General features: G+C 63.0%; 14 protein-coding genes. 9 read left to right on the top strand and 5 right to left on the bottom strand.

What is annotated here, in order from left to right:
- Window positions 1-8: 8 nt before the first annotated feature.
- Both M8744_RS12330 and M8744_RS12325 read right to left on the bottom strand, forming a co-directional pair.
- A complete protein-coding gene (locus M8744_RS12330) occupies window positions 9-656 on the bottom strand; it encodes a ChrR family anti-sigma-E factor (RefSeq protein ID WP_251418274.1) in 648 nt (215 codons plus the stop codon).
- 8 nt (window positions 657-664) lie between these two features.
- Entirely contained in the window at window positions 665-1,318 is a 654-nt protein-coding gene (locus tag M8744_RS12325; RefSeq protein WP_434481370.1) for a sigma-70 family RNA polymerase sigma factor, read from the bottom strand.
- 120 nt (window positions 1,319-1,438) lie between these two features.
- On the opposite strand from M8744_RS12325, the gene M8744_RS12320 reads away from it, so the two are divergent.
- The 8 genes from M8744_RS12320 to M8744_RS12285 all read left to right on the top strand — a co-directional run bounded on the left by M8744_RS12320 (window position 1,439) and on the right by M8744_RS12285 (window position 7,449).
- On the top strand, window positions 1,439-2,737 hold the full coding sequence (locus M8744_RS12320) for an NAD(P)/FAD-dependent oxidoreductase (RefSeq protein ID WP_251417459.1): 1,299 nt from the start codon (window positions 1,439-1,441) through the stop codon (window positions 2,735-2,737).
- Window positions 2,734-3,489, top strand: a complete 756-nt coding sequence (locus M8744_RS12315; RefSeq protein WP_251417429.1) for a DUF1365 domain-containing protein — start codon at window positions 2,734-2,736, stop codon at window positions 3,487-3,489. Before M8744_RS12320 ends, M8744_RS12315 begins: the two co-directional genes overlap by 4 nt.
- The gene (locus M8744_RS12310) at window positions 3,486-4,697 is read left to right on the top strand and encodes an MFS transporter (protein WP_251417423.1); all 1,212 of its coding nucleotides are present in this window, start codon (window positions 3,486-3,488) and stop codon (window positions 4,695-4,697) included. The genes M8744_RS12315 and M8744_RS12310 overlap by 4 nt, the downstream gene beginning before the upstream one ends.
- A gap of 4 nt (window positions 4,698-4,701) precedes the next feature.
- Window positions 4,702-5,280, top strand: coding sequence for a DUF3833 domain-containing protein (locus tag M8744_RS12305; RefSeq protein ID WP_251417417.1), 579 nt, complete (start codon window positions 4,702-4,704; stop codon window positions 5,278-5,280).
- On the top strand, window positions 5,277-6,011 hold the full coding sequence (locus M8744_RS12300; protein WP_251417413.1) for an SDR family NAD(P)-dependent oxidoreductase: 735 nt from the start codon (window positions 5,277-5,279) through the stop codon (window positions 6,009-6,011). Before M8744_RS12305 ends, M8744_RS12300 begins: the two co-directional genes overlap by 4 nt.
- 61 nt (window positions 6,012-6,072) lie before the next feature.
- The gene (locus M8744_RS12295; protein WP_251417391.1) at window positions 6,073-6,399 is read left to right on the top strand and encodes a DUF3775 domain-containing protein; all 327 of its coding nucleotides are present in this window, start codon (window positions 6,073-6,075) and stop codon (window positions 6,397-6,399) included.
- A gap of 374 nt (window positions 6,400-6,773) precedes the next feature.
- Window positions 6,774-7,076, top strand: coding sequence for a hypothetical protein (locus M8744_RS12290; RefSeq protein WP_251417386.1), 303 nt, complete (start codon window positions 6,774-6,776; stop codon window positions 7,074-7,076).
- A gap of 70 nt (window positions 7,077-7,146) precedes the next feature.
- On the top strand, window positions 7,147-7,449 hold the full coding sequence (locus M8744_RS12285; protein ID WP_251417381.1) for a hypothetical protein: 303 nt from the start codon (window positions 7,147-7,149) through the stop codon (window positions 7,447-7,449).
- Between the two features lie 75 nt (window positions 7,450-7,524).
- Here the strand turns inward: M8744_RS12285 and M8744_RS12280 are convergent, their stop codons facing one another.
- Genes M8744_RS12280 through M8744_RS12270 form a run of 3 tightly spaced genes read right to left on the bottom strand, consistent with a single transcriptional unit; the run spans window position 7,525 to window position 10,454 of the window.
- Window positions 7,525-8,664, bottom strand: coding sequence for a saccharopine dehydrogenase family protein (locus M8744_RS12280; protein WP_251417373.1), 1,140 nt, complete (start codon window positions 8,662-8,664; stop codon window positions 7,525-7,527).
- A 31-nt stretch (window positions 8,665-8,695) separates the two neighbouring features.
- Window positions 8,696-9,751 (bottom strand): saccharopine dehydrogenase, encoded by a 1,056-nt coding sequence (locus M8744_RS12275; protein WP_251417353.1) that lies wholly within the window; start codon window positions 9,749-9,751, stop codon window positions 8,696-8,698.
- 49 nt (window positions 9,752-9,800) lie between these two features.
- A complete protein-coding gene (locus tag M8744_RS12270; RefSeq protein WP_251417346.1) occupies window positions 9,801-10,454 on the bottom strand; it encodes a histidine phosphatase family protein in 654 nt (217 codons plus the stop codon).
- Between the two features lie 121 nt (window positions 10,455-10,575).
- Between M8744_RS12270 and M8744_RS12265 the strand changes: the two genes are divergently transcribed.
- Window positions 10,576-11,769 (top strand): Zn-dependent hydrolase, encoded by a 1,194-nt coding sequence (locus tag M8744_RS12265; protein WP_251417339.1) that lies wholly within the window; start codon window positions 10,576-10,578, stop codon window positions 11,767-11,769.
- Window positions 11,770-11,789: the final 20 nt, after the last annotated feature.

Here is an 11,789-nt window from a genome sequence, read left to right as displayed (position 1 = left end):
CCCTGCAATCAGATTTTCAGGAACGGCTGCGCGAGGCGCGGCATCAGGCCACGGAATTTTAGCGGCGCATCGGTTGCGGCAAGGCAAATGCAATCTTCGCCGATATCCGCGACCGGGGTATGTTCAAGCTCTTCATCGGCAACTTCGACATCGCCACGCGCAAACCGGCCGTCCTCGTCAAGAAACGCGCCTTGCAGAACAAGCGTCAATTCGGTTCCGCGGTGGCCGTGATCGGGGACAGCACAGCCCGCAGGTATATACAGCAGGCGCACGCTGGCATCCTCGCTGGTGGGCAAGATGGCCTGCCGCACACCCATTCCGACAGGCTTCCATTTCACCGCTCCCAGGTCGCCACCGACATATTCCTGCAGCGGCGCGGGGAAGACCCCGCTTGGCTTGCGCGGCTTGGCCACCGGCCCGCCCTGCATGATCCGTGCCATCGTCGCCTCGAGCGCGCCGGCCGACATCGCCGTTTCCGCACACTCCTCCAGCACCGCGCCACCGACGGTATCGAAACTGGCCAACTGCGCCCGGCAGTCATCGCACAGCGAAACATGCGTCGCGACGACCAGGCTGAACGCCTCGGGCAAGGTGCCGGCCGAGTATGCCATAAGCAACTCGTCGGTCAGGTGGTGCTTGATCTTCTCTGTGGTCATGGTCATTTTCACTTCATTGAATGGCGCAACCTGTCGAGCGCCAACCGTATCCTCGATTTGATCGTGCCAAGCGGCAAACCGGTCTCTGCCGCGATCTCGCTGTGCGACAAATCTCCGAAATAGGCTCTTTCGACCAGATTTCTCTGTTTCTCCGGCAATTCGGCCAATGCCTGGCCCAACGCGCTGGTTTCCTGTTGCAGGGTCAGGAGATCTTCCTGATCCGGCTCCGCTTCGGGGCCCCAGGGCAAATCCTCGGGCTCGGGTCTTTTTTGCTTGCGCAGCGCGTCGATCTTCTTGTTCCGCGCGATGGTGAACACCCAGGTGGCCACCGACGCCCGGCCGGGGTCGAACATGTGCGCCTTGTGCCAAAGCGTCACCATGACTTCCTGAGCGCATTCTTCGGCCAGAGATGCGTCGGCGCCAGACCGCATCAGGAATGCCTTGACCCGCGGGGCGAAATGGCGGAACAGCTCGGCGAAAGCGGCCTGATCCTGCGCATCTCTTATGCGAATGACATGGTCTACCCACTCATCCGCGCGCGCCTTTGCGTTGCTCCTCAACTTTTCGCTTCCCACGCCTGATTTGCGGTCGACCACACCCCTAGCACGCACGGCTACCGGGGGCGAGGCAAAGTCTTCGCAAGGCTTGGTCTGCTCAAACATGTTCAGAATACGCATCGCCTGCCGGGGCGGATCACATTCGCCCAGAAAATTTTTTTCCATCCGCTTTGCGCCTGGCACCGTACCTACCCATGAAACGACAATCGCCGGAGAAACAAGAATATGCCATTTGAGGCTGGGCCAGTTGCCCCGAAAAAGATCGCCGTGATCGGTGCAGGAATCGCAGGCATGGGCGCGGCGCACATGCTGTCGGCCCATCACGACGTCACGTTGATAGAGGCCGAGCCGCGCCTTGGCGGCCATGCCCGCACGATCATTGCAGGCAAGAACGGCGATCAGCCGGTCGATACGGGGTTCATCGTGTTCAATTACGCCAACTACCCGCATCTGGCGGCCCTGTTTGCCGAACTCGATGTTCCGGTCACCAAATCGAACATGAGCTTTGGTGCATCGCTCAAGGGGGGGACGCTGGAATACGGGCTGGCCAGCCTGGGCGCGCTGTTTGCACAGACACGCAACATGGCAAACCCGCGTTTCCTGCGCATGATCCGCGACGTGATGCATTTCAACGCCAACGCCTTGAGCGAGTCGCAGGATCGCAGCCTGTCGATTGCTGATTTTCTTGAAAAGATGGGCACAGGCGATTGGTTCCGTGATTACTATCTTCTGCCGCTGTCAGGGGCTATCTGGTCGACCCCGGTCGAAAAGATCATGGATTTTCCCGCCCACGCGATGGTCCAGTTCTTTGAAAACCACGCGCTGCTGCATCACAGTGGCCAGCACCAGTGGTTCACGGTCGAGGGCGGTTCGGTGTCTTATGTAACCCGGATCGAGGCCGCCATGCGCGCGCGCGGTGTCAGGATATGCCTGGGGTCGCCGGTCGAGGCGGTGCGCCGAACCACGCTTGGGGCCGAGGTAAAGCTGCCCGGCACCGAGTGGGAGGCGTTCGACGACGTGGTGTTTGCGACCCATTCCGACGACACGCTGCGCCTGCTGGCAGACCCCTCGTCACAGGAGCGCGCGGGGCTGGGGGCCATCGCCTATCAGCCCAACGATATCGTTCTGCACGCCGATGTCTCGATCATGCCCAAACGGCGCAAGGTCTGGTCCAGCTGGAACTACATCGAAACCGCCGACAAGCAGTGCGACAAGATCGACCTTACCTACTGGATGAACTCGTTGCAGCCGATCCCGCAGGACGATCCGCATTTCGTCACGCTGAACAGCACCCGCCCGATCCGCGAAGACCTGATCTATGACACGGTGACGTTGCGCCATCCGGTCTATGACCTTGCCGCGCTTCAGGCGCAAAAGGACATCGCGGCGATGAACGGCACGCGAAACACATGGTTCTGCGGCGCCTGGATGAAGCACGGTTTTCACGAAGACGGGCTATCGAGCGCGGTTGACGTGGTCGAGGCCATCGCCAAGCGCAGCACCGTCGCGATGGCCGCGGAATGAGCGGCATCGACCATATCGCCGGCCACACATGGCATGGCCGCAAGGGGGCGGTGGAAAATGCGTTCCGCTACAGTGTCGACTACATCCTGCTTGAGCCCGAAGCGCATCCGCGCCTGCCAAGGCTGATGTCGCGCAACCGCGCCAACCTGACCGCGCTGCATGACAGTGATCACGGTGGCGCGCCCGGCAAAGGGCGCGGGGCGGCCTGGGTGCGCGAGGTGCTTGAGACGCATGACCTGCCCAAACCCGCCCGGATCGAACTGCTGACACAGCCGCGGATGCTGGGCCATGTATTCAACCCGGTGTCATTCTGGCTGTGCCGGGATGCGTCTGACGATCTGCGCGTGGTGGTGGCCGAGGTCAGCAACACGTTCGGTGATCGGCACTCCTACCTCGTACACCGCGACGATCTTGAGCCGATCACAGCCACCGACCGGCTGCGCGCAACCAAGATATTTCATGTCTCGCCCTTTCAGCCGCTCGATGGGTGCTATGAATTCAGGTTTGATATTCGCGATGACCGGATCGGCATCTGGATCGACTTTACTGGCGGCAATGGCGGCGTGATCGCAACGTTGTGCGGCACGCGTAAACCCGCCAGCAGCGCCGGGCTGTTGCGCGCCGCGCTTCGGCGGCCCTTCGGGTCGCGCCGGGTACTGGCGCTGATCCATTGGCAAGCGCTGAAGCTGTGGTGGAAGGGTGCGGGCTATCGCGCCCGCCCCGAGCCCCCCGCCGAAGAGGTGTCGCGGTGAGAAACCGGGTTGCCCCGCTGCCGGCCTACGGCTTGTTTGCCGGGCTTTTGGCCGCGGCAGGGCTGCCGCTATATATCCACGCCCCCAAGGTCTACGTGGATCAATACGGCGTATCGCTGGCGGCGCTTGGCTCGGTCCTTTTCGGGCTACGGTTGCTGGATGTCGTGCAAGACCCTTTGCTGGGGCGGCTGGCCGGACGGCTGCGCGACCACCGTGGCCTGGCGGTCACGGCGGCGGTGACGCTGATGGCCGCTGCGATGCTGGGGCTTTTTGCCGTAACGCCTCCGATGGCGCCGCTGCTTTGGTTCGCGCTGATGCTGACGGGGATATTCTCGGCCTTTTCCTTCCTGACCATCTGCTTCTATGCCCAGGGGGTCGATCGCGCGGGCCGAATGGGTACAGGCGGACATTTGCGCCTGGCACGTTGGCGCGAGACCGGCGCCCTTTTGGGCGTATGCGCGGCAGCCGTGGCACCCACCGCGCTGGGGGGCTTCTCGGCCTATGCGCTGGCCTTTGTCGCGCTGGCGGCGCTGGCAGCCCTGTCCATGCGGCGCGAATGGCGCGGCATCACGGCACCCGACTCGGGCTTTGCGCCCGTTTTGCAAGATGCGCAGGCGCGCCGGCTTTTGCTGTTGGCGCTGGTCAACGCGGCGCCCGTGGCCGTCAGTTCAACACTGTTCTTGTTCTTCGTCGAAAGCCGCCTTCAGGCGCCGGGGGCCGAGGGGCCGCTTTTGCTGTTGTTTTTCCTGTCAGCCGCGCTGGCAGCGCCGGCTTGGTCGCGCGCAGCCGAACGTTGGGGCGCCAAGCCTGTGCTGATCGCGGGCATGGTACTGTCGATCATCGCCTTCGGCTTTGCAATTACGCTGGGCGCGGGCGACATCTGGGCCTTCGGGCTCATCTGCGTGGCATCGGGCGCGGCGTTGGGGGCCGATATGACGCTGCTGCCCGCGATCTTTGCCGCGCGGATGGAACGGATCGCTCCCGGCGCGGCGGGCGCCTTTGGCCTGTGGTCCTTCGTTTCGAAATTCACCCTCGCCTTCGCCGCGGTCACCCTGCTGCCCGCGCTGCAATTGGCGGGCTTCACACCCGGCGGCGAAAACGGCGCGGTCGCACTGACGGCGCTTTCACTGGCCTATGGCGCGGTGCCATGCCTGCTGAAATTGCTGGCCATCGTGCTGGTTGCAACGATCGAGACATCGGAGGTCTGAAACGATGGATACCGCCCTCTGGCTGCTGGCAGGCATTCTCTTGGCTTTCGTGCTGGTCTGGCTTCGCCACCGCTTTGCAAGCTTCGCCGCCCAGAGACCCGAGGATTACGAAAGCGGCGATCCGTTTGACCTGCGCACCCATTTGAACGGTGCGCTGCAATGCGACGGCGTTATATACGGGCCCACGGGGCGCGTGGCGTCACGCTTCACTGCCGATTTCGATGCCCGGTGGGAGGGCAACCGATGCGTCATGGCCGAGCATTTCCACTATGACAGCGGCAGCAGGCAAGACCGCGAATGGCGGCTGGACCTGGGCAATGACGGCCGCCTGCGCGCGCTGGCCGATGACGTGGTGGGCACCGGAACCGGGCGGCAGCATGGCTCGGCCCTGCATCTGAAATACCGAATCCGCCTGGCCGAGGATGCCGGGGGGCACGTGCTTTCGGTGACCGATTGGATGTATCTTGCCCCCGATGGCGCGATCGTGAACCGCAGCCAGTTTCGGAAGTTCGGCATCAAGGTGGCCGAGCTGGTCGCGGTGATGCGTCGGAAGGACACAGATACGAAAGGACGTGCCGCATGATTGACTGGACCACCAAGACCTATTGGCTGATTGGCGCCTCCGAAGGGCTGGGGGCCGCGCTTGCCCACAAGATCAGCGCCACGGGTGCGCAGGTGATCTTGTCGGCCCGCAATGCCGAACGGCTGCAAGAACTGGCCGACAGCCTGCCCGGCCCCGCCCGCATCCTGCCGATGGATGTACAAGATGATGACAGCGTGGCCGACGCGGTTGCCCAAGCGGACGAGATTGACGGGCTGGTATGGCTGGCCGGCGTCTATTGGCCGATGCCGGCCACCGATTGGGATGTCAAAAAAGGCGTCGCCATGGCCGACGTGAACTTTACCGGTGCCTACCGGGTGCTTGGCCGGGCGGTGCCGCCGATGGTGGCGCGCGATACCGGCCATATCGTGCTGGTCGGCAGCCTCTCGGGCTTTCGCGGCCTGCCCGGCGCCATCGGCTATGCCCCGTCCAAGGCGGGGGTCATGGCGCTGGGTGAATCGCTTTATGCAGATCTGCATCGCACCGGCCTGAACGTTCAGTTGGCCAACCCCGGTTTCATCCGCACACGGCTGACCGACAAGAACGATTTCAAGATGCCCTTCCTGATGGAACCCGAGCAGGCCGCGCAACAGGTGTTCGACCTGATGTGCACGCCCAAGCGGTTCAAGAAAAGTTTTCCAACGGTTTTCAGCTGGGTCTTTCGTCTGTCGCAATTTCTGCCGGATTGGATTTACTACCGCCTATTTGCGTAGGATCATGGCCCCGATCCATGCTATGGGGTGATCGTGCGCGATAGAAACGCGAGAGGACCCAATGCTAGATATTTCCCTTAGAAAAGTCGCCAATGTCATCCTCATGGCGCGCGAAATGAGTCGCGCCGAGGGCGAATTGCGCGCCTTCATCGACCGCCTCACAGAAGATGAACAGGTTTCACTGGTAGCCCTTATGTGGATCGGGCGCGGCAGTTTCGACGCCGAAGAGTTGGACGAGGCCAAGGCCACTGCCGCCTCCGAGGCCACCACCCCGACAGCCGACTACCTGCTCGGCTCGCCCCATCTGAGCGACCATCTCGAGAACGGCCTGGACGCGCTGGGGTTGTCGGTAACCGATGAAGAAGACGACCTGTTGGGACATCGCTAAAGCCGTCTGCGCATTTATGCACATTTGATCTTCCAAAATCGAAAATCCGGCCGGTATTCCGGTCGGATTTTTTTTGCCTTCTGGTATTTCAATCGGAATTTTTCCAACCGCGACCTAGCAAATCCGTGAGGATCATACTGGAAAAACTTTGCAAGAACTCGCCCTAAGATACTTTTTTTTATTATCTTTTTACAAAACTTCCGAACCCTGATCAGGATAGCTGAACAGATATCTCGCACCTGCTCACACATGGGTGAATACTGGTGTTTTGAAACTGCGCATCTACGCACCCAACTTGATAAGCATAACGCACCGTACAGAGCGGGGCACGCAAATCACCATAGATGGCCGCGGCCATCGGAAGGAGAGACAAGATGAAACGCATGACCATCGCATTCGCACTGATCGCCAGCGCAGCCGCAGCACCGGCATTTTCGCAAGAGCTGGATGGAACCGTGATTTCCACGATGGGTGAAACGTCGACCGTTGCCCTGAGCCCCGCAGAAAGCGGCCTCGGCAACAATGGCATCGTGACAGCCACCAGCGGTCAGCCCGTTGAATTGCCCAAGGAGCGTGTTCTGCTTGAACGCGAAAAGGGCCAGGTCTCGGGCGAGTTCGTGACCGCCTACACGTTCCCCAGCAATGAATCCGCCGTAACGCCTTATGGCGCGCGGTGACGCACGACCCGGGGCGCCCAACCGGCGCCCCACCTGACCAAGAAAGACTTTGGAAAGAAAGGAGTTCACAATGAAACGCCTGATCGCAACAATCGCTCTGACCACCGCAACCGCAGCGCCGGCCCTTGCCAGCGAAATGCTGGATGGCACGGTCATCTCGACCAGCGGTGACAGTAACATCGTTGCCCTGCATCCGCGTGAACGTGCTATCGGCGACGAGGGCTATGTCGAGGCACAGGACGGCTCGAAAATCCGCCTGTCGGCCGAACGTGTTCTGCAAGAACGAGAACAGGCCCGCGTCGATGGCAACTACGTGACCGGCTACAGCTTTCCCAGCGAAGGTGATGCCGTCACGCAATACGGCGCACGGTAACACTGGTGACAGGCGCCTCGCGCCTTGACCCTGGAAAGGCCCCGCTCGGCAATAGCCGGGCGGGGTTTTTGCGTTTCACGTGTGCGACACGATCTGCAAATGCTGCGCCAGTTTGTCGATCTCGGCCATGAAATCACCGACCAGTTTCGGGCTCGATGGCGCGGCGCTCACGCCCGCCGGAATTTCGTTGTTCAGCACCGCCTCAACCGCCAGTGACACGGGGATGGACACCAGCCGCGCCATTGCCGTGCCGCGCGCATCGCCCCAGGCATCCATCACATAGGTCTTGTGCCATACCGCCTGGCCGTCTTTCTCGGCCTTCAACCCCACGCACAGAACAACGCGGTCTGCTTCGCCCTCGTCATAGGCGTTGTCGCGCCAGAACTGGTCGGACATCTCTTGCAGGCGCGCCTCGCCGGCCGGGCCTTCAAGCGTTTCGATCTCGGCGAACACGTCTTTCCACGCTTCGGCCCAGCCGTTCAGACGCAGCGTGCCGCGCACGAATTCCCTGACGGGCCAATCCTCGTCGAAATCATACTGCGCCATGAAGGGAACCGAATCGCGGTTCGGGTAAACCTCGAACGCCTCGGGGTGCGGCAACGGCGCGGTATAGCTGGAAATCGCGTCCCACGGACGGGCCACGCGCAGTTCTGAATACTCCTTGATCGAGCGCGAGGGCGAGCGAAGCGCCTTGAGCACACCCAGCGGCGACCAGCTGAACTTGTAGCGGAACGGGTTGGGTTCCTTGGGCACTCCGCCGCAATAAGAAATAAAGGAAATCGCGTTGTCCGGGTCAAAGGCATCGGACGCGCGGTATTCATGAACCAGGTGATGCGCCATCAGATGGTCAATGCCCGGGTCCAACCCGATCTCGTTCACGAAACGAAGGCCCTTTTGGCCCGCGGCCTCGTCAAGCGCGCGCATTTCCGGCGCGATGTAAGAAGAGCTAACGAAATCCGCCTCTTTTTCAAGGCACAGCTCGGCCAGTGGCACATGCCATTCGCCCGGCAGCATCGACACCACCACGTCGCCCGGTGCCAGCACGGCGGCCAACGCGTCGCGGTCAAAGGCACGAATGTCATCTGTAAGGTCGCCCACGGCCTCTTGCGCCTTGTCGACCGTGCGATTCCAGACCGTAACCGCGTGCCCGTTTTGCAGCAGACGCCGAAGCCCCGGAATTGCCGACAGCCCCGTGCCGCACCAATGGATTGTCATGTCAGTCTCCCTATTTTCGTTGGCGGCGCGGTCAAAGCCGCGCGATATGTTTGTCGAACGTGGCCCTTGCCCGGCCCCAGACCCCCTCATCAAGCTGGCCCAGCGTAAGCAGCGCCGGCAAAAGTTGCCCGGCGTAATCGCGGCTGCTTTCGATGGGCAGCATGGATGGCAGGTTATCGATGGCCATAACGTCCAGCACCGGCTGGTCATGCACGCGCAGCGCCGGTGCATCCCAGGTGGTCGTACGCCCGTACACCTTGATGGGCGAGAAATCAGAGGTCGGATCACAGGCGATATCGCCAATGGCCGTCAAGGCGCGCGGGGCGGTTTTGGCCTCGGCCGGGACGAAAACCGGGCAACCCGGCTGCGCCAGGATGCAGTTCAGGAACACCTCGTGCTCCAACACCTGCGGAAACGGGCCGCCATACGCGGTTTCGGCCATGTCCCAGCGGGTGACGGGCACACCGACCGCCTCGCACAGATCGGCCGCGCCGGTGCCCACGCGCCCCAAGGCGCCGATCACGATGGCGCGGGGACGGGCGGGGCCGGTGGCCTCCATCTCGTTGGACAGCGCCGATACCAGCGCATCGCGCCCGGCATACACGCCGACCGGCCCGCATAAGTCGCCGCGTTGCTGCGCGGCCCAGGCCAGCAGCGTCACTGCCGCCCCCGCGAAGCCCGCCCAATAGCCAAAGGCAGCGACGCGGCGGCCCGTCTCATCCACCAGGTATTCCAGGTCGTAAAGCGTGCCGCCCCCCGCATTGAAGCGGCGCAACAGATCCTGCCCGGCAGGCTGCCCCTTGTAGGCATGGCCGAACATGATGTGGCGATGGCGTAGCGGAGTGCCGTCCTCGGGCAGCTCCTTCAGGCCGAATATGATTGCCTCGGCAGGTGCGTCTGGCCAGCTGTTTTCCGGCGCGATCTCGGCGCCTGCGTCGCGGTAGCCGTCGGTCGGGATGGCGCGCACGCTGCTTTCCTCGACCGTTACGCGCAGGCCCGCCTTGACCAGTTCAGCGCAACCTTCGGGCGTCAGGCCCACCCGCTCTTCGTTCTTGCGCTGTTCGGCGCGCACCCACAGATGTGTCATATCTTCCCCGTCACGAATTTCACGCAGCCTAGCGCCGCCATGCGCAAGCTTAAAGATGGGTCTGCGCAAATTGTCGCTCGGGCCGATCCAGATGTGGGACGGCGTTGAACTGCGTCAGTGCCAGCGCCCCCCCGATTGGGTGCAGCCGATGAACCGAGGTGTTCATGATCGTGATCGCAGTACGGGCAAAGCCGGTCAGGTCCAGCCCCATCACCTGACGCACGCCCATGCCGATCAACCCGCCCGACGTGACGACCAGCGCCGGGCCGTGGCCCTGCGCGATGTCTTGCAATACCCCGGCGATACGCCCTTCGAAAGCCTCAAAACTTTCGGGCGCCCCCTCCAGCCGACCTTCGGCCCAGGCCGTCATCAGGCGCGGCATGTAGCCCACGAATTCCTCGCGGCTGGCGGGCATGGGCACGCCATGCTCGGCCTGCAGGGCGTAGGCCAGGGTAAAGAATTCCAACTCGTTCAGGCGCGCATCGGTGACGGTATCGGCGGCAAACCCCATCGACTGCGCGGTTTCGCGATGCCGGCGCAAGGTGCCGGTATAGACCCGGCTGTAATGCTCGCGCGTGGCGCGCAGGTGATCGCCCAGCCATTCGGCCTGGCGGTGGCCAAGCGCGCTCAGCCGGTCATAATTCTGTTCGTCACGCGCGGCGGTGTTCGCCTGCCCGTGGCGGATCAAGGTGATGGTGGACATGACGCGCCCCTTCGTTCCGGTTGTCTTTCGATTAGGCCCGCCGAACGCGGGATGCAATGGCGCGCTTGCACCCGCTCGCGGCGTGGTGTTGGGTTGCCCTGACACGACAGAGGAGCGCCAGATGCAGATCGACCCAAACCGCTTTCTAGCCGACCTCCACGCCCTGCGCGAATTCGGCGCCTCGGGCGTGGGCAAAGGCGTGGTGCGCCCGGCCTATTCCGATGCCGATATCTCCGCGCGCGATTGGCTGGCAAGCCGCATGCAAGAGGCCGGCCTGACCCCGCATTTCGACCCGGTGGGCAACCTTTTCGGCCTGGCCGAGGGACCATCGCTGCTGGTCGGTTCACATTCCGACAGCCAGCCCGAGGGTGGCTGGCTGGACGGAGCGCTTGGCGTGATCTGCGGCCTGGAACTGGCCCGCGCCGCAGCCGAGGCTGGCGGGCCCGCCATTTCCGTGGCGAACTTCCAGGATGAAGAGGGGCGTTTCGGCGTCACCACAGGATCGACTATCTGGGCCGGTGAGCTGCCGCTGGATCAAGCCGACCAACTGACCGACCGCGACGGCACGACATTCGCCGAGGCCCGCAGCGCCATGGCCAACCGGGCGCAAGGCTTTGTCGACCCGGCCCGCTTTACCGGGTTTGTCGAATGTCACATCGAGCAGGGGCCGTGGCTTTACGAGGCGGGCGAGGCCGTTGGGGTTGTCACCGATATCGTCGGCATCCGCGACATGCGCATCACCTTTACGGGCGCGCAGAACCACGCGGGCACCACGCCCATGCATCGCCGGCAAGACGCGGTGCAGGCCATGACGGCGTTCATCACCGCGATCAACGAGCGGTTCCAGAACGTGGTGTCGCCGCAGACCGTCTGGACCAACGGCCATATCGACGTGCACCCCAACGCCCATTCCATCGTGCCGGGGCGCTGCACATTCTCGATGCAATGGCGCGATGGCGACGGGGATCGCCTGCGCCGGATGGAAACCATCATCCGCGACACCGCCACCGAGGTTGCCGAGGCCCGTGGAATGCAGGTGGATTTCGGCACCATGCTGGGGTTGGAGCCAGTGGACATGGCCGCACCCCTGCAACAGGCGCTGACCGATGCAGCCGAGACCACATGCCCCGGGCGCTGGCGGCGGATGCAATCGGGCGCGCTGCATGATGCGGCGAACGTGGCCAGGCTGATGCCGTCGGCAATGATGTTCGTGCCCTCGATCGACGGGATCAGCCACGATTTCGCCGAGGACACCGCCGAGGCGGATCTTGTCACCGGCATGCAGGTACTGGCCCGCGCCATCGGCAGCCTTTAGGCGCGGCGCGTCATTGCGCG

Origin of the sequence: Lutimaribacter degradans (assembly GCF_023703375.1) — a bacterium.
GTDB lineage: Bacteria > Pseudomonadota > Alphaproteobacteria > Rhodobacterales > Rhodobacteraceae > Lutimaribacter > Lutimaribacter degradans.
The sequence above is the reverse complement of the archived record's forward strand: the minus strand, read 5'-3'. Positions and strand labels throughout refer to the sequence as shown.